At 37.2% G+C, this 18875-nt stretch carries 18 protein-coding genes; 8 read left to right on the top strand and 10 right to left on the bottom strand.

Features of this window, described 5'->3' with window-relative positions:
• Positions 1–41: 41 nt before the first annotated feature.
• Positions 42–1937: a zinc-dependent metalloprotease gene (locus ABJ974_RS01565; RefSeq protein ID WP_419869640.1), complete on the bottom strand. Its 1896-nt coding sequence runs from the start codon at positions 1935–1937 to the stop codon at positions 42–44.
• 216 nt (positions 1938–2153) lie between these two features.
• Between ABJ974_RS01565 and ABJ974_RS01560 the strand changes: the two genes are divergently transcribed.
• Together ABJ974_RS01560 and ABJ974_RS01555 are read left to right on the top strand one after the other, a co-directional pair.
• Positions 2154–3224 carry a DUF4407 domain-containing protein gene (locus tag ABJ974_RS01560; protein ID WP_419869639.1) on the top strand — a complete coding sequence of 357 codons (1071 nt, stop codon included), beginning with the start codon at positions 2154–2156 and terminating at the stop codon, positions 3222–3224.
• 64 nt (positions 3225–3288) lie between these two features.
• A complete protein-coding gene (locus tag ABJ974_RS01555; protein ID WP_419869638.1) occupies positions 3289–3486 on the top strand; it encodes a KTSC domain-containing protein in 198 nt (65 codons plus the stop codon).
• Between the two features lie 47 nt (positions 3487–3533).
• Here ABJ974_RS01555 and ABJ974_RS01550 read toward each other — a convergent pair whose 3' ends face one another.
• From ABJ974_RS01550 to ABJ974_RS01510, 9 genes are all read right to left on the bottom strand, one after another.
• Positions 3534–5405, bottom strand: a complete 1872-nt coding sequence (locus ABJ974_RS01550) for a GEVED domain-containing protein (protein WP_419869637.1) — start codon at positions 5403–5405, stop codon at positions 3534–3536.
• 249 nt (positions 5406–5654) lie between these two features.
• On the bottom strand, positions 5655–6128 hold the full coding sequence (locus tag ABJ974_RS01545) for a hypothetical protein (RefSeq protein WP_419869636.1): 474 nt from the start codon (positions 6126–6128) through the stop codon (positions 5655–5657).
• Positions 6129–6214: 86 nt separating this feature from the next.
• Positions 6215–7675: an IMP dehydrogenase gene (gene guaB / locus ABJ974_RS01540; protein WP_419869635.1), complete on the bottom strand. Its 1461-nt coding sequence runs from the start codon at positions 7673–7675 to the stop codon at positions 6215–6217.
• A 153-nt stretch (positions 7676–7828) separates the two neighbouring features.
• Entirely contained in the window at positions 7829–8329 is a 501-nt protein-coding gene (locus ABJ974_RS01535; protein ID WP_419869634.1) for a DUF4252 domain-containing protein, read from the bottom strand.
• A gap of 11 nt (positions 8330–8340) precedes the next feature.
• Positions 8341–9627, bottom strand: coding sequence for a DUF4252 domain-containing protein (locus ABJ974_RS01530; protein WP_419869633.1), 1287 nt, complete (start codon positions 9625–9627; stop codon positions 8341–8343).
• 47 nt (positions 9628–9674) lie between these two features.
• A complete protein-coding gene (locus ABJ974_RS01525; RefSeq protein ID WP_419869632.1) occupies positions 9675–10340 on the bottom strand; it encodes a hypothetical protein in 666 nt (221 codons plus the stop codon).
• Positions 10315–10824, bottom strand: a complete 510-nt coding sequence (locus ABJ974_RS01520; RefSeq protein WP_419869631.1) for an RNA polymerase sigma factor — start codon at positions 10822–10824, stop codon at positions 10315–10317. Before ABJ974_RS01520 ends, ABJ974_RS01525 begins: the two co-directional genes overlap by 26 nt.
• 100 nt (positions 10825–10924) lie before the next feature.
• Positions 10925–12085, bottom strand: coding sequence for a GlmU family protein (locus tag ABJ974_RS01515; RefSeq protein ID WP_419869630.1), 1161 nt, complete (start codon positions 12083–12085; stop codon positions 10925–10927).
• A gap of 97 nt (positions 12086–12182) precedes the next feature.
• Positions 12183–12434, bottom strand: a complete 252-nt coding sequence (locus ABJ974_RS01510) for a type B 50S ribosomal protein L31 (protein ID WP_002976190.1) — start codon at positions 12432–12434, stop codon at positions 12183–12185.
• Positions 12435–12617: 183 nt separating this feature from the next.
• Here ABJ974_RS01510 and ABJ974_RS01505 point away from each other — a divergent pair, with 183 nt between their 5' ends.
• The 6 genes from ABJ974_RS01505 to ABJ974_RS01480 all read left to right on the top strand — a co-directional run bounded on the left by ABJ974_RS01505 (position 12618) and on the right by ABJ974_RS01480 (position 18810).
• Entirely contained in the window at positions 12618–14024 is a 1407-nt protein-coding gene (locus tag ABJ974_RS01505; RefSeq protein WP_419869629.1) for a hypothetical protein, read from the top strand.
• The gene (locus tag ABJ974_RS01500; protein WP_419869628.1) at positions 14024–14350 is read left to right on the top strand and encodes a nucleotide pyrophosphohydrolase; all 327 of its coding nucleotides are present in this window, start codon (positions 14024–14026) and stop codon (positions 14348–14350) included. The genes ABJ974_RS01505 and ABJ974_RS01500 overlap by 1 nt, the downstream gene beginning before the upstream one ends.
• A gap of 74 nt (positions 14351–14424) precedes the next feature.
• Complete coding sequence (locus ABJ974_RS01495) at positions 14425–15645, top strand: 3-phosphoshikimate 1-carboxyvinyltransferase (RefSeq protein ID WP_419869627.1); 1221 nt, start codon at positions 14425–14427, stop codon at positions 15643–15645.
• Positions 15646–15648: 3 nt separating this feature from the next.
• Entirely contained in the window at positions 15649–16449 is an 801-nt protein-coding gene (locus tag ABJ974_RS01490; RefSeq protein ID WP_419869626.1) for an SDR family NAD(P)-dependent oxidoreductase, read from the top strand.
• A gap of 19 nt (positions 16450–16468) precedes the next feature.
• On the top strand, positions 16469–18073 hold the full coding sequence (locus ABJ974_RS01485; RefSeq protein ID WP_419869625.1) for an autotransporter assembly complex protein TamA: 1605 nt from the start codon (positions 16469–16471) through the stop codon (positions 18071–18073).
• Positions 18074–18231: 158 nt separating this feature from the next.
• On the top strand, positions 18232–18810 hold the full coding sequence (locus tag ABJ974_RS01480; protein WP_419869624.1) for a hypothetical protein: 579 nt from the start codon (positions 18232–18234) through the stop codon (positions 18808–18810).
• Positions 18811–18875 lie beyond the last annotated feature (65 nt).

Genomic DNA, 18875 nt, shown 5'->3' with positions numbered 1-18875 from the left:
GAGTAAAAAAAAGAGCTCTGAAAACAGAGCCCTTATTATAATTAATTATTTAAAAATTTCGTTGAACTCGTTTTTTCATTATTGGAATAATTTAAAATATAAGTTCCTTTAGGAAGTTTAGCCTGAATTTGAATTTCATTAGTTTTTGCGTTACCTCTTTGAATAAGCTTACCGCTCATGTCATATATCTGGTAATCTCCAAATTTTTCCGTTTTACCTCCTGCTAATTTTAAAAGGTTTTCTTCTTTTACATAAACTACCTTATTTTCCGCAGTATTTGCCGTTTCTATTGTTCCTAATGTAGAATTGATTCTCACTGCATAGTCTTCCATCTGTCCATATTGCAACTGTGAACATGCGGTATAATCAGGAAGCGTTACCCCGTTATAGGTAGCTGCATCTACGGCCACTCTCATTCTGAGATAGGTATTTTTCACTGCACTGGCCGGAGGTGTAATATTTTTAAGGGTAGTTCGGGCAGTGGCAGAATTTACAGTAGATGATGTACTGTTGAGAACCAGTTCACCGCTTTCGAAAGAACCGTTATTATTATAATCTATCCATACTTTTATTTTAAATTTTTCGGCTTGTGGAAATCCATTGATGTAGCTGACCCTTAGCTGAGTACTCGTATTCGATGGAATATCTGTGTAATAAGCCGGTCTGATACAGGAAGCAGTTGAATAATCCGCATAGAATAACGGAGCTGGTTCATCAGAATCATACCCTGTTGTCATACTGTTAATATCACCAAATATCACTTTGTAAGGACCGACTTGGTAATTATTATTAGCAGGATGGGCGGTACCTGCAGGATTACATTGTGCGGCTGTAATGGAAACCGGAGAGGTTACGACTACTGACAGATCTTTTGCGGCTAAAGAATTAAGAAGGTTTTTTCGATTTTGCATCATTAACAATACCGCTCTGGTACGCTGTCCTTCCGTAAATTTCCTTACCTCATTGGTATAATTCATGATGTTGTATTGTGTCCCATCGTAGTTTTGTCCTGTACATGGATCAATAGCACTATTATTAGGAACCGGCACACCAAACATACTTTTGGATGGTGATGTGTCGCAAATACGGTCCCCATCAACAGTACAATCATTGTTAACCGGACATGAGGTCTGGTCTAAATAGTCTACTCCTTCAAAGGTATGATATAATCCGAAAGCATGTCCCAGTTCATGGGTAAGCGTAGTATCATTCTGATTTTTAATTGTAGCCACTTTCATAAAACTTTCATAGTCCATGTCGTGTGTTTCAGGAAAGGTAGCATATCCCATTAATCCATCCGGTAACTGCTGCTGTCCGTTAAATCCTATTACTAGATAGATATTAAAATAAGAGTTCTCCGGCCAGTGGGGCGCCAATGTTTTAATATCATCGTCAGGAACACCGTTTCCCGTATTTTCACTGGCTACTCCGTGGGTATCATAAAGAGGAAGAGTACTGCCATTGTATCTTACAATACCCGTAGTAGCGGTACAGGTGGGAGACCTTTTGGCCAATACCAACTTGAACGGTATTACTGTACCTCCATCCGGTCCCGGACCTTCGGGATAAAAGCCATTTCCATAGGTAGTAGCATACATTTTATTGGCTCTGTCTATCCAGTCTTTGATTTCCTGATCAGTTACAGCCAAATTCGCATTAGCAGGGGCCTGAGATTCTATTACATGCACAACCACGGGGATCTCATAAATTTGTCCGGTGTACAAGGCATTCGTAGTAGTAGCTCCTACTTTATTCAGATAAGATTTCTGATTAACATTTCGAAGCTTCGCTTCAGATTCTTCCCTTCTTTTTTTCAGTTCAGGGTACTTTCTGTCTAGCATCTGCATTTTACTGTCAAAACCACAGTAAGGATGCGAGCTTTGGGAATAGATATTCATAACGCTGAATAGCGCTAAGAATGTAAAGATTGTTTTCATACATTTTATATTTTTTATAGTAAAAGTAAATGTATAATTTTTTTTATTAAATTAGAATTAATATTCGTTAAAAAAAATCATCAAAAATGACACTTTCCTAAATTTCGATCAAGAATGAAGTTATTAAATCCGTATAGCAACATACTTGGTAAAACATAATACCATTTTTAACATTGGTATGATTTTTAATATTACCTTTGTATAAAATTTTCTATCATGAAAAAAAAGCAACCAACTATAAATCAAACAGATCATTCTATGAATTGGTTTCAGTATTTCCTGATGATATGCTCCGGAGCAAACATTCATATTTTACGGAAAACACCCAGTGAATGGAATAAGTTCGCAGGAATTGGGGGAATTGTTCTTTTCACCGCTATCTTTGCTACACTTTCCGCAGGGTATGCGATGTACACCGTATTTGACAATATCATTACCTCTATTGGCTTTGGAATTTTATGGGGATTAATGATCTTTAACCTCGACCGCTATATCGTTTCTTCCATAAAGAAAACAGGTGTTTGGTGGAACCAGATATTAATGGCTATCCCCAGATTGATCTTAGCTACTTTTTTAGGAATTATCATTTCAAAACCGCTGGAGCTTAAAATCTTTGAAAAAGAAGTTAATAAGCAGCTTAATACCATTATCCAGAGAAATAAGACCCAGCTTCAGGGAGAAATGAACGGCAGAATTCTGCAGCAAACCAAACCTTTTGAAACCGAAAAGCAGCAGATTACCGATAAGATAGCCCAATACCAAAAATCATATGATTCCGCTTCGGTAGAACTGGAAAAGGAAATACTGGGTAAACAGTCCGGGTTAACCAGCGGAAAAGAAGGATTCGGTCCAAATGCCAAACGTAAGCAGCAATTAAAAGAACAAAGAAGACAGGACCTGGAAAACTACCAGAAACAAGTATCTACAAGGCTGGAGTATCTTGATAAGGAAATATCAAAAGTATATACGAACCTGGAAACGGAAAGAAAATCTACAGAAACTTTCGAAGACCGTTTTAATGGTTTTGCAGCAAGACTTCAGGCTTTGGATGAGCTGGGAAAAAATTCTGCTATAATAGGATTGGCCGCAACATTTATTATGGGATTATTTATCTGTCTGGAAATTTCCCCTGTGCTGGTAAAGCTGATCTCGTCGGTAGGCCCCTATGACCATCTGCTGGAAAAGACTGAAAATGATTTCCGATTATATTCCAAGGAAAAGATTGAAAAGGGCAATGCACTGACCGATTACCGGATTGATGATTTTAAAGAAAACCTGAATAAATAATTAATAAAATACCTTCGTAACAGAAGGTATTTTTCTTTAGGAATGTTTTTTGCAGAAGTTTAGTATGCCTTCTTCAGTAGTCAATAATTATATTTATTTTCCTGAGACTGAAACACTTCGTATTATTTATCAGTCCGGTGCAGTGTATGATTATTTTAAAGTCTCTGCGGATGTAGTCAGTAAATTTAAAGCGGCAAAATCAAAAGGTAAATTTCTAAACAGTATTATTAAACCTTCTTTTAAGTTTAATAAAGTAAAATAAAAAAACCTCCTTTTTCAGGAGGTTTCTTATTAACAATAATAAATACTCTATTTTATAATCAGCTTAGACGTTTTAGTTTTATTGTCACCGGAGATCTGTACCATATAAACACCTTTTGCGAGGTTTTCACTGATCGTGAAAGTTCCTTTGCTTTCTTCTTTTAAAGATGGAGTAGCAATTAATCTTCCTGACATATCAGAAATTACCACCTTAAGGTTCTTCGCATTTTTAGCTTGGATATATATTTTATCTCCTGTCAGGCTTGGATTAGGGTAAATGGTCCAATCGTCACTATCCGCCTTTATTTCGGTCGTAGCAAGGGAACTTACTAAGGTCACAGAATAATCTTCAACCTGTCCGTATCCTAACTGTCCGCAAGCAGCAAATGAACTAGGGCTGATAATATCTGCCAACACTCTCATACGAAGCGGTGTATTCATCACTGCTGTTGAAGGTGGCGTAAATGTTCCTGTAAACGTACCGTACCCATTCGGATCTGTCGCTACGTTATTTCCGGAACCTACTAATTCTGAAGCTTCAAAAGCTCCGTTATTATTGTAGTCTATCCAAACTCTGATCGACTGGCTTACTGAAGTAGCCTGAAGAAACCCTACCTGGATAGTCTGCGGCTGATTTACGGTCAACTGGGTATGTGATGCGGTATGGCAAGCCTTAGCTGTATAATCCACATAATATTCAGGAGCACCCGGCCATGTAGCTGCGGAAGAATTATCAATCTGTCCCAATTTAACAAAAGTAGGACCTGCCAGATAAGCTGAAGTGGTACTCGGGTTACTCACTCCTGTAGGATTACATGTCGCCGCAATAGGTGCTGTGCTTACCGGAGTCGCCGGAAGGGCAGTAGCTGCGGTAGATGTAGTAAGACTGCTTCTTATCAGCATAAATAGATCCTGAATTCTATCTCCCTGACCTGCAGTAAATTTCTGGGCCACAGAGTTGGAATAATTCATCATATTGTATTGTACTCCCTGGTAATTAACCCCTGTACACGGATTAAGGTGTGAATTGGTAGGAACCGGCCATAGGGTATAACCACTTCCCGCTCTTTCCGTATCACATACCATGTCGTCGTCATCTTCACATACTCCGGTAGTAGGAGGACAGAAATCCACATCACCCGGCTGTGCTGCATAGTTACCATCCTGGAAGGTATGATATAGCCCCATAGCATGTCCGAACTCATGGGCCAGTGTAGTATCATGCGCATTGGTAACAACGCCTGATTTCATAAAGGACTCATAGTTCACATCCAGGTTATTCGGAAATGCGGCCCATCCCATTAATCCGGCATTAGGAGTTGTGTCTCCATCAAACATACTTACTATATAAATATTAAAGTAGGCAGTTTCCGGCCAGTGAGGTGCAATAGATTTTACCTGTGTGGTAGTAGCTCCGGCGTTGGTTTGCTGTCTTACCCCGCTTGTATTATAATTGGGTAAGCTTCCTCCGTCATATCTTACGATCCCGGTTGTAGGGTTACAGTTAGGATCTCTTTTTGCCAGAACTAATTTAATAGGAAACGCTTCCGATGTTCCAAAATCTGTCGGAGTAGTAGGCCATGCATACGTACCTGCATACATTTGGTTGGCTCTTTCAAGCCATGCCTGAATCTGTGCATCGGTTTTATTATAGGTACTTCCTACAGCGGCTCCTGTCGGATAAATGACATGGACCACAACGGGGATTTCATAAATACCGTTTACCGCTTTATTATAAACGGAAGCTGCCCCATTTTTCTTCTGAGCACCAATCTGGTGAACGATTTTATCAAAAGCAGATCTTAATCCGGGATTAAGCCTGTCCTGCATTTTCAATGTTTCATCAAAGCCGCATACTTTATGCTGTGCCGATAGTGACCATGAAAACATCGCCAACCCACAAAGGAAAATTTTTCTCATTTTTATTTATTTAAAGTTTTTTGCTTTTTAGTTTTTTTTCTTATTTGTGTTGAAATACCCTCATAAGTCGGAATAAAAATAGGATTGTTACAACAATATTTATTACTATTCAAAATATTTTTAACTATAATGATAAAATATACACCTAAGTATAATCAAACTATTGAAAACTATTAAAAACTATTTATAACTAAAAAAATAAGCCCGGAAATTTTCCGGGCTTATTTATCATTTTTATTCTTTTAAGGACTATTGATTTCTTTTAGACCACTCTTCCAGATCTCCTGGTATGGATCTCTCCGGGTCTTCAGAAATAATAAGTGCTTTACCTCCGTTTTTCCTAATCCCAACTTGAATAATGTTATCAGTAATATCAAATAAAAGAATGAAATTGGTATTTCCGCAATCATGAACTTTACATCCTGAAGCCTCAGCCGTATTTCCTACAACGCTGATAGGCTCTTCAACATTCCAGTTTTTCTTTAAGAAAACGTAATCGTCATTTCCAATTAGCTTAATAAGTCTCGCTTTTACTATTGGATTATCCAAGAGTTTGGATGCCTTAACAGTTTTTCCTTTATAGTTTTTAATGAAGGATAGTGGCTGTGGTTTAGCATTTACAATTTCAAGAGTCTCCTTACTATCTGTTACGGAATTCTGATTAGCTAACGCGAAATTTGCGCTTAAAGCAAGTGCAAAAGCACTATAAAATAATTTTTTCATAATTTTTTAATTCATCTTTGACATACTCTCCAAACGGTATGCCAAAGAAAATTATCAATCAGAACTCCTCAATTTCAGAAATAATATCAGAAGGAATAGTTAGGGGCTTCCTGGGTAATGATTACGTCATGAGGGTGGGATTCTTTCAATCCGCTTCCTGTAATCATAACCATTTTAGTATCTTTTTGTAAAGCTTCTATGTCTTTAGAACCACAATATCCCATTCCTGCTCTCAGCCCTCCTGTCAACTGGAATATTACATCTTCCAATTTCCCTTTGTGAGGAACTCTTCCTTCAATTCCTTCCGGAACGAATTTTTTGGCTTCACTTTGGAAATATCTTTCTTTACCTCCACGTTTCATTGCGGAAAGACTTCCCATTCCCTGATAGGATTTGAACTTTCTTCCCTGGAATATGATTTCTTCACCCGGAGCTTCATCTGTTCCTGCTAAAAGGGATCCCAGCATTACTGCTCCTGCCCCACTGGCGATTGCTTTTACGATATCTCCTGAAAGCTTAATTCCACCATCAGCTATTACTGTTACATTTTTGGACTTGGCATATTCGTATACGTTATAAATAGCTGACAGCTGAGGAACTCCTACCCCTGCCACTACTCTTGTAGTACATATGGAACCTGGCCCTACTCCTACTTTTAGAACATTTGCACCTGCTTTTATCAAATCTTTTGCTGCATCAGCGGTTACAATATTTCCACCTACAATATCCAGATCAGGATATGCTTTTCTGATTTCAGCAATTTTTTCCAGCACTCCTTTTGAATGTCCGTGTGCGGAATCAATGGCAACAATATCTACTCCCGCTTTTACCAATGCTGCGATACGGTCCATTGTATCTTCTCCCACTCCTACTCCGGCTCCTACAATAAGACGGCCGTTATCATCCTTATTGGCATTCGGGTATTCCAACTGATTATCGATATCCTTGATGGTGATTAATCCTACCAGTTTATTATCCTTATCTACGATCGGAAGTTTTTCAACTCGGTTTTTAAGAAGGATTTCTTTGGCTTTTTCCAGATTGGTATCTTTATCGGAAGTAATCAACCCTTCTTTTGTCATGATTTCCTCCACTTTCATATCAAGGTTTTCCTGATATTTTACATCCCTGTTGGTAATGATACCGATAAGTACATTATCAGCATTTACTACTGGAAGCCCGGAAATTTTATACTTGGCCATCATATCTTTGGCCTGACCTAATGTATGATCTTTTGAAAGGGTTACAGGATCGGAAATCATTCCGTTTTCAGAACGTTTTACGCGATTCACCTGAGCCGCCTGTTCTACAACAGGCATATTTTTGTGAATGAACCCCAAACCTCCGACACGGGCTAATGCAATAGCCAGATCTGCTTCTGTAACAGTATCCATCGCTGCCGAAACTATCGGAACATTAAGCGTAATTTTATCGGTAAGTCTTGATTTTAATGAAACCTGATTAGGTAATACTTCTGAATAAGAAGGGACTAGAAGAACGTCATCAAAAGTGATGGCTGTCTCTACAATTTTGTTATGAATAGACATCTTTCCTTTCTTTGCAAAATTAGGTTATTTTGATGAGATGTGAAAATTCTTTTTAATAGTTTAAATAAAAATTAATAATCCATTTTGTAAATCGAAAAAACCCGTTCCATATATGAACGGTTATCATAAAAAATTTAGTCAATATGAAAACAGCTATTTATCAGACGCTGAATTAATCATTTTCGAAATATCATCTGCGGTAAATTTTCCTCTTACATCTACAAAAACCAGATCTTTGTCGGAATTTACGGTAATCAACATATTTTTAATGGTTTCTCCTTTTTGCTTCACCCGCACATTTACATTATCCCCGTCATGTTTAATGGTAGCCCAGTCCTCATAATTGTTGTCATTTAAATATTGTGCATATTCTCTAAGCATTGCTTTATCTCCGTTTTCAACGGTTAAGACTTTAATTTTGGAGACCTTTTTTACAAGAGCCAGGATATCTTTGTCTTCTCCACTTTCTTTTAAAGCTTTTTTAATATAAGGCTTTGCTAAGATCATTGGAACATTAATACTTGTAAATTTAGCTCCGTTATAATCATGCCTGTTATCTGCAAAAAAATCAATATTGGGTTTTTCAGATACAATACATGACTGAAGCAGGAATAAGGCACACACCGTCAATAAAATTTTCTGTAAGGTTTTCATGGCTGAATTTTTTAGTTGATTTGCTTTAAGCTACCTCCTGACGTTTTGCTGATATTGGATTCAATCCGGGGATTTCCTTTATATCTGACAGACCCTCCTGATGATGCCTTTACATTAAGTGAGTCTGTTACATTAAGTGAAATATTAGATCCTGAGGTAACTTCTACCTGAGCATTCTTCAAAACCAGGTCTTCTGCTTTACACAACGCACCGCTGCTGATATCAAAAATCGCATTGTCTACCTGTCCAACTAACTTGGCATTCGAACCGCTGGAACTCTTTAGCATTAAATGAGTTGAGTTGAGAGTCGCATTCATATTAGCCCCAGAGCTTATTTTTATATTGGTTGCATTGGAGATGGCAAACTTACCGTTCAGATTGGCTCCGGAAGAAACTTCCATTTCCATGTTTTTTTCTTTCAGAGCGTTGACCACCGTGAAGTTGGCTCCGGAAGAGACTTTAATATTGTTCATTTCGGGAGAAGAAACATTTACACTTAAGTTCTTAAATTTTAAGTTTTTAACTCCTTTTGTATCAATATAAACTTTTAACACTCCGTTTTCCACCTTTGTAATAATATACTGCAGTTTATCTGCATCAGCCAGAACTTTTATATTGGTAGGATTTTCCTGCTTATAGATCAAGTTAACACCTGTGCTTACATGGATTCCTGTAAACTGTCCTACATTTCGGCTTTCTCCATTCAGGTAAGAAGTCGTATTTTCTGAGATCTTGGTGTTTCCTGAGGAATTATTTGTGAGACTTGCTGCTTTAGTTTCGCTGGCATTGATAATTTTATTAATATCATCTACAGAGAGCTTGCCGTCCAGCATTACCAGTACACTTTCTCCTCCTCCACTGTCTATGCTCAGCAAAAGATCGTCCAAAATTCCTTCTCTAGCTTCTGAGGAAAGGAACTTAATTTTACTTCCGCTGTTATTTACCGTCATTATTTCATTATAATTCAGGTTTTTCAGATAGGAAGAGATGTCTTTATTAATCTGAGAAAGATTGGCCTTTACTTTTCTTCCTTCCGAATTATCCGTTCCTTCCGGGTTTTCGGTAATCAGTACTTTTAATCCGTTAATCTTCGACAGCAAGGGTTTAATCTGATCAAGCTGAGAGTCTTCAATATTGAGACTGCTTAACATCCCAAACATAGGTTTGGCAATTTTTATAGAGGTAACACCTTCCACTTCCTGATACTTATCAAAAAGCTGGTCCAGTTTTTCTTTTTGCCCATATACATTAAAAAAATGGGAAAAAGCAAGTGCGAATATGATGAATATTTTTTTCATGGTTCTCTTAATTTTAATCTTATTTCAAGACTGATCAGTTCTTTATTTTAATCTACATTATCCATTACCTGGGCGGAGGTCATCCGTTCACTGGCATTTGCCAATACCTGAAATGAATATTTTGTTACATTGATTGCTTCTTCTACATTGTCAATTCTTTTTCCATTCACAATTACATAATTATCTTTATACCCTGTGGAATCTTTCTTTGACGGGATGTATTTCGGATAAACCTGATAGGTATTATCTACAAATTTGGGTTTCCTTTCTTTTTTAAGCCTCCCTCTTTTTGGTAAGATTTCGTCTAAAACATCTTTTTCCGCTATGGAATTTTCCTGGAAGACGGAATCTTTTTTAGCCCCGGAAATAGAATCATTATCATGGAGGGCAATCTGCTCCTGATGTTCATTATTTTCTTCCAGAAACCGGGATTTCTGCTTTTGAATTTCGTTTTCTACCAGACTGTCTTTTTCATTTACCGTGCTATGGGAATTATAATTGAACACAAATCCGATACTCAAAAGAATCACCACACCTGCTGCCATCCAAAACCATTTTGGAAAGGATGGTTTACTTTTCACCAAAGGTACAATGGGGGTTTCTTCTTCGGGTTCCGCTTTCTGCAGAAAGTCCTCAAAGTTCCAATTCATTTTTTCTTCCTTCATTTCCCGGAAGACTTCATCGTATTTATTTTGAAATTGATCGTTGTTCATAGCTCATCAATTGTGAGATTTGTTCTTTTACTTTTTGCCTGGCGCGCATCAGATTTACTCTTACTGCATTCTCTTCCATTTCAAGAATTTCTGAGATTTCCGAAACTTCATATTCTTCTACATCTTTCAGGTGAATCACCATTTTCTGTTTTTCAGGCAGCTGATTAATAAATTGCATAATATGCTCCTTCAGGTTGTTCACTTCGATACTATAAAGTTCGGACCGATGAATTTGCAAATCTGCAAACCCTCTTTTTACTTCCTGATGTTTAAGTCTGTTGAGACATTCATTTCTCACTGACTTCAATGCATAGGATTTTAAGTTTCCAAATTGCACCAGTTCTTCTCTCTTCTGCCAAAACTTCACCATAAGATCCTGTACTATATCTTCTGCTTCATCACTGCTTATGACAAATCTTCTCGCAAAACGATACATCTCATCTCTGAGAATAAACACCGTATCCTTGAAAATTTCCTGGGTCATAAGTTTTGTTTCTAAAGGTAAAACAATTAAAAACTAAATTCCATTACATCTAAAAATAAAAAAACTTCAAAAAAATTTGAAGTTTTTATTTTCTGCCTTCTCAAAAGGTATCAAAAATATATTTAAAAATTGCTTTATCTTCGTCTGTCAATGCAATTTTTCGCCTTGCCATTACTCTTTCCGCTACCTCATAGGCTTTATCCAGTTTAAATTTTTCATCTCCTTTAAACCCACCCCACGAAAAGTTTTCAATGAGATTAGGAGGAAAACCTTCTTTAAAAATATTGGATGCCACGCCTATTACCGTTCCGGTATTCAACTGGGTATTAATTGCTGTTTTGGAATGATCTCCCATAATAAGCCCTGCGAACTGAAGCCCTGTATCTTCAAAAGCTTTGGTTCTGTAATTCCAGAGTTTTACATGTCCGTAATTATTTTTAAGATTGGATGAGTTGGTATCCGCTCCCAGATTACACCATTCCCCAATTACAGAGTTCCCCACAAATCCGTCATGTCCTTTATTGGAATAGCCGAACATAATAATATTGCTTACTTCCCCTCCTACTTTGGAATGAGGTCCAATGGTTGTGGCGCCATAAATTTTGGCTCCCAGATTAAATTTAGAATCTTCACATAGAGCAATGGGACCTCTTAAGTTACAGCCTTCCATTACTTCTGCATTCTTTCCAATATAAATTTTTCCTGTTTTGGTATTTAATGTTGAGAATTCTACCTGTGCTCCTTCTTCTATAAACAGATCTTTCCTATCTCCCAATAGCCCGTTTGTTGAAGACAATTCCTGTGAAACTTTCCCCTGGGTTAGCAAGCTGAAATCAAAATCTATGGCTTCGTTATTATAAGTAAAAAGATCCGTTGGTTTTTTGAAGAACACCAGGTCTTCTTTGATATCCGTTATTTTTTCAATCTGATTAAGTGAAAAGCCTTTCATATTAATTTTGGCAGCTATCAGCTCATCATCGTATACCAAAGCTTCTCCCTGCTGTAATTCCCTGATCTGCCGAACCACACTTTCCGTAGGAAGAAAATTTGCCACCAAAAAGAGACTTTCTTTTTCTTCCGGTTTTTTAAATTTATCCTGTAAATAGTTTTCCGTGATATAGGAAACTTCAGAGGCTTCCAATAATTTCTGCCATCTTTCTGAAAAAGTAAGTATTCCGCATCGCATCTCTGCTATCGGACGGGTAAAGGTAAGTGGAAGAAAGTCTTCCCAATATTGTGCATCAGAAAATACAAGCTGCATGTTAATTCAATATTTAGATTCAAAGTTCTCACAAAAATACAATAAAAAAAGTCTTCCGGAAATTCCGAAAGACTTCAATATTTTTAATCTCAAAAAATTACTTAGCGAATTTTTTGTATTTGTTCATGAATTTATCTACTCTACCTGCTGTATCAACTAATTTTACTTTACCAGTGTAGAAAGGGTGAGAAGTAGAAGAAATTTCCATTTTGATTAATGGATATTCCTGACCTTCATATTCAATAGTGTCTTTTGTTTCTGCTGTAGATTTGCAAAGAAACACCTCGTCGTTACTCATATCTTTGAAAACAACAAGTCTATAATTTTCTGGGTGGATTCCGTTTTTCATAATACAATTTTAAAAAATTAAAGTTTTTTGCTTTCGAAATAGTAATGGATATTTCTCCGCTAATTTTAGGCTGCAAAAATACAATATTTTTTCTAATATCCAAATAGCAAACTCAATAATTTTCTGGGAATAAGAAATTTCAAGTATTTTCGTTACATTTGAAATCTATTAAAATTAATTTTAATGAAATTCAAATTAATACTTGCTTTTTCTTTCTGGCTCGTTCTGATGGCAGTGTCCTGTAATAAGGATGATATCACCTTTGATGCTCCTTCACAGGCGTTGAGACTTTCTAAAGACACGGTGTTTTGTGATACCGTTTATCACCAGGTACGTTCTGAAACTTATCTGGTAAAAGTATTCAATAATGAAGATAAAGATGTCCTTATTCCAAGCATCAGGCTGGAAAAAGGCGCAACCTCTCTTTATAAGATCAATGTAGACGGAAAAGCAGGATATAATTTTCAGAATGTCCCTTTAAGAAAAAAAGACAGCCTTTTTATTTTTATTGAAATTGCCCCTGAGGCAACAGGTCCTGAAGCCATTGCGGAAGATCGTATTCTCTTTAATACCGTAGCCGGCGAACAGCATGTAACCTTATTTTCTGTGGTTCAGGATGCTGAATTCTTTATTCAGACCCCTTCCAACCCGAATGTAATAAGCAGCAATACAACATGGACTAATGATAAGGCAAAGATAATATATGGAGATCTTACCGTTAATCCGAGCATTAAACTGGATATCCAGCCCGGCACTAAAGTTTATTTTCATAAAAACAGCGGAATGAAAGTTTCTTCCGGTGCTACCTTAAATATAAATGGAACCCTGGACAATGAAGTTATCCTGAGAGGTGACAGAAATGAAACTTATTATGATACTATTCCTAAGAACTGGAACTCCATAAGAATGGAAGCCAATTCCACTCTTACCATGAACCACGCAAGGCTGTTTGGCGGAACCAGAGGACTGGATATGAGACAAACCAATGCGACCATCACAAATTCCTTTATTCATACTTTCCAGGAATACGGAATATATTCTGTAAATTCTACCATCAATGCTAATAATTTAGTGATGAACAACAGCGGAGAATCGTGTATCGGGATTTTCAAAGGTGGGGTCTATAATTTTATCCATTCTACCATCGCCAATTATTCAAGACTTTTAGCATCTTATAACAGATACGGAATTTTTGCTACAAACGAATGGCAGAATGATTCCGGGCAGACGGAGCAGGGAGCATTACAGATCAACGTCCGAAACAGTATAGTCTATTCCGACAGGAATAATTCCGTTAACTTTGAGCAGACTCCGGGGCAGCTATTCAATTTCCAGTTCCAGAACTGCCTATTAAAATATTCGAGCACCTCGGAAGCCGGATTCTCTTTTGATAATAATGCCAATGTCATTCAAAGCAACAAAAATGAAGATCCTTTGTTTGTTAACTTTTATATAGCCAAAATGAACCTTAGGGTTCAGCAAAGCTCACCGGCCAGGAATAAAGGAGATGTATCGGTAGCCTCAGGCGTTCCCACCGATATCGTCAATGTGTCGAGAACTTCAAGTCCAACTTTAGGAGCCTATCAATAATGGAAATCACTCATCTTCAGCAACAGGTCGACGAATGGATAAAAACTGTCGGGGTCCGATATTTCAATGAATTAACCAATATGGCAATGCTGACGGAAGAAGTAGGTGAAGTAGCCAGGATCATCGCAAGAAGATATGGTGAACAAAGCGAGAAAGAAAGCGATAAGGATAAAGATCTCGGAGAAGAGCTGGCGGATGTTTTATTTGTTACTTTATGCTTAGCCAATCAAACGGGAGTGAACCTTCAGGATGCCTTCGACAGAAAGATGAAAATAAAAACTGAACGCGATAAAGACCGGCACCGGAATAACGAAAAATTAAAATAGATCCACTGAAATTTCAGATTTTAAGCCTTTTTAGAATCTGAAATTTTAATTACAGATCTAAAATCTTAGAAATAATGAAGCTAGAAAAATCTAAATTAATTGGAGACAAGACAATTCAGATCAGCGGTTCGAAAAGCATCTCGAATCGTTTGTTAATTTTGGGAAATCTGTTTAAAAATATAAAAATTACCAACCTTTCCAATTCTCAGGATACCCAGCTGCTCAAAAAAGCGCTGTCCGAAAATTCGGAAACGGTAGATATTCACCACGCAGGAACAGCCATGAGGTTCCTTACTTCCTATTATTCGATTATGGAAGGTAAGACCACTATTCTTACCGGGTCAAAAAGAATGAAAGAAAGACCTATTAAAAATCTGGTGAGTGCGTTGCAGGATCTGGGTGTTCCAATCGAATACCTGGAAAATGAAGGCTTTCCCCCATTAAAAATTACAGGAAAGAAAATCACCGCAACACAAGTGGATGTGCCTGCTGATATTTCCAGCCAGTTCATTACTTCTTTATTATTAATAGCCGGAAAATTGGATCAGGGATTAACAATTAACCTGATTGGAAAAATAACTTCCAGATCCTATATTGAAATGACACTGGATATCTTAACCCGATTTGGAATTGAAAATACCTTTGAAGGAAATACCATTACAGTTAAGAAATTCGATGAATCCACGGAAGCCAACTCTTTCGAGGTAGAAAGTGACTGGAGTTCTGCTTCCTACTTCTACTCTTTTTGTGCATTGGGAAGAGAAACCATTCATTTAAAAAGTTTCTTTAAAGCTTCCACCCAGGGAGATTCTGCCATTTCAAAAATCTATGAGAAATTTTTCGGGATAAAAACGATCTTCTCAGAAATTGACAATACCATCAGCTTACATCCTGATCCAACGTTTTCTTTTCCTGAAAAGATTATCTTGGATATGAACGATTGTCCCGATATTGCACAAACACTTTGTGTAACAGCTTCGGCATTGAAAATTCCTTTTGAGATTTCCGGATTGGGGACATTGAAAGTAAAAGAAACGGACCGCCTTTCCGCATTAAAAAATGAGCTTAAAAAATTCGGGACGGAAACTGAAATTACGGAGCTGAGTATTCAGTCCATCAGTTTTAACGAACCGGAAGAAAATATTTCTGTAAAAACATATCAGGATCACAGGATGGCGATGGCATTTGCTCCTTTCTGCCTTATGAAAGAATTTAATATTGAAGATGAGGATGTAGTTGAGAAATCTTATCCTATGTTCTGGAAAGACCTGAGTACTATTCTTGCAAAAAACTAATTTATGACCAATCAACAAGTTATCATTATAACAGGAACTTCTTCGGGGATCGGTTTTGTGCTGGCGGAATATTTCGGAAAAAAAGGACATAAGGTGTACGGGCTCAGCAGAAAACAAACTGAAAGTCCATATTTCAAATCCATTTCTACTGATATTACGGAGAATAATGCCGTTCAGAATGCCATTACAGAAGTACTGAAATCCGAAACCAGAATTGATATCCTTATTAATAATGCAGGAATGGGAATGGTAGGAGCTGTAGAAGATTCATCAAAGGAAGATATTCTAAAATTATTTAACCTGAATTTGGTAGGAGCTGTTCAGACCATGAGCGCCGTACTGCCTAAAATGCGTGAAAACCGGTTTGGAAAAATCATCAATATATCCAGCATAGGAAGTGAGATGGGCCTTCCTTTCAGAGGATTTTATTCGGCATCAAAGTCGGCCCTGGATAAGGTTACGGAAGCCATGCGCTATGAGGTTTATTCCTGGAATATTGACGTTTGTTCCCTTCATTTGGGAGACATTAAAACCAATATTGCTGAAAACCGTGTAAGAACGAAAGTATCTGAACCCTATCAAAATATCTTCAATAAAGTATATGCTTTGATGAACAGCCATGTAGATGAGGGTACCGAGCCCCTGGAAGTGGCAGAATATATTGAAACGCTTTTAAGCAAAAAGAAATGGAAAGCCCATTACTATTTTGGAAAGTTCGGGCAAAAAATAGGAGTTCCTCTGAAATGGATCCTTCCTCAGACAACCTATGAAAATTTAATGAAAAAATACAATAAGCTGGATTAGTTCTCAGTTATAAAGGAGTTTGAAACTGTTTTTAAAAATATTCTTTGCTTTATTCTGCGTTTTTGCACAGGCGCAGAAAAAGCAATATTGGCTTACCGATTCGGAAACTCACACTAAGAAAAAGGTCAAGGATTCCATTTCTGCCGTAAAGTTCCTGGATTCACTTGCTCAAAATAATTACTTTTTCACTCAATTAAAAGAAGTAAAAGTAAAAGGAGACAGTGTAGACATCATTTATGACAAAGGAAAAAACTACAACGAAACGTATGTAGATCTGTCAGATTCCCTGGTACAAAAGCTCAATACTAAAAAGGATTTTTTTACTAAAAATTTAGATTCCACCAAAAAGAGCATTAATAAAGTTTATATTAATGAAGGATATTCTTTTAGCAGGATTAAATCCAAATACAAGGGACAGAAAAACGGATATCCCGTCGTAGAACTGGATATTAATAAAAATGATAAAAGAACCATCGACGGATTTGTGGTCAAAGGATATGAAAGGGTTCCTAAAAGATTTATTAAAAACCTCGAAAAAGAATTTAAAGGAAAAACTTATGATGATAAAAACCTTCTGGCAATTCAGAAAAGCTTCCAGAGCCATCAGTTTGTAAGCCTTGAAAGACCCCCTCAGACTTTATTTACGAAAGACTCCACTCAGATTTATCTTTTTATGGAGAAGAAAAAGACCAATACTTTTGACGGAGTTATAGGGTTTGGAAATGATAAAACCGATAAGTTTACTTTAAACGGAACTTTAAATGTCAATTTTAAAAATATGTTCAATGGTTTTGAAGCCATTAATTTATACTGGCAGAGAAATCCGGATAAAGGACAGACTTTTGATCTTGAGACGGATATTCCTTATATGTTCAAATCCAATGTGGGGCTTAATATGAAAGTTAACATATTCCGCCAGGATTCTACTTTTGCGAATGTAAAGCTTCTGCCTTCAGTTTACTACCACATTAATAACAGGCAGAAAATAGGATTCAGGGGAACCTTTGAAACTTCCAGCATCATCGATACTTTATACGTACAGGGAAAAGATTACAATAAAAAAGGGATCGGTATCTGGTACCAGATGACTGAGCCTACCGATATTGACCTCTTTCTGTATAAAACCAAACTCAATGTAGGATATGACTTCCTTGCAACGACGTACACAGCGGATAATATTAAAGCCAACCAGAACCAGTTCTATTTCTTTGGGGAACATAATTATCATATTTCGGGAAATCATTATCTCAATATAAAAGGGGAAGGAGCCATCATGGACTCCAAAATTGATTTTTCTGCCAACGAACTGTATCGTTTCGGAGGCTGGAATTCCATGCGGGGTTTCAATGAAAGTTCCCTCGCTGCTGATTTTTACTATTACGGCAGCCTTGAATACAGGTATCTCATCGGTACGCAGGCATTTTTTGATTTCTTCGGGCAATATGGCCAGCTCAACAATAAATCTTTAAATGTAAAGCCTAAACTGTATAGTGTCGGATTAGGATTCAATTTCTTTATTCCTATCGGCCTGATGAGCTTCCAGCTATCCAATGGTAATGAGTTCGGAAACCCATTTAAGTTCAATGATATTAAAATCCATTGGGGAATTTTAAGCAGATTCTAGTATTTTCAGCTTTAATGAGCCCTCTCAAAGCATGCTTTAATACCCAATAATGAAGAATTAATAAGCATTGCACAATAACTTTAAATAAATTATTAAAATATTTTTCTCACTTTATCAATTTTTTACTAATTTCACCTTAAAATTAATATTTAATTACCATGAAAAAGTTCACATTCCCTTTGACATTGTCTTTGATGGCGTTATCATTCTCCGCTCATCTTAATGCGCAAGACACTAATACTGATAATCATACTATTACGATTTCTATCCCCGAAGTTGCACTGGTAGACATTGAGCCAGCTGCTACTAAAAATATTACTCTAGGGTTTACAGCACCTACGGAAGCAGGACAGCCAATTACTCCAAGTACAGCAAATACAACTCTTTGGCTTAACTACTCTTCCATTAAATCTGTTGCTGATCCTACACGTAATGTTTCAGTAAGGTTAAATGCCATCATTCCGGGAATTGATATTAACGTAACAGCCGCAGCAGCCACAGGTTCAGGAGGAGGTACATTGGGTACACCTTCCGCCCAGCTTACACTGAGTGCAGCTGATCAGACTATTATTTCAGGAATCGGTAGTGCATACACCGGAAACGGAGCCAATAACGGACACAATCTTACTTATGCATTGGCAGCAGGAAGCGGGCCTGGCGGAGTAGCCGTCTATGCAGATCTTCAGGCAACTGCCTCTACCGTAGCAACTGTTACCTACACTATATCAGATAACTAGTTTCTGCTAAAGTATTTAAGATAAAGTTTAAGAAGAGTTATGTATAATACTCTTCCAGATAATGT

This window comes from Chryseobacterium sp. CT-SW4 (assembly GCF_048572715.1).
GTDB lineage: Bacteria > Bacteroidota > Bacteroidia > Flavobacteriales > Weeksellaceae > Chryseobacterium.
Note: the sequence above shows the minus strand (reverse complement) of the source record. Positions and strands in the feature narration are given on the sequence as shown.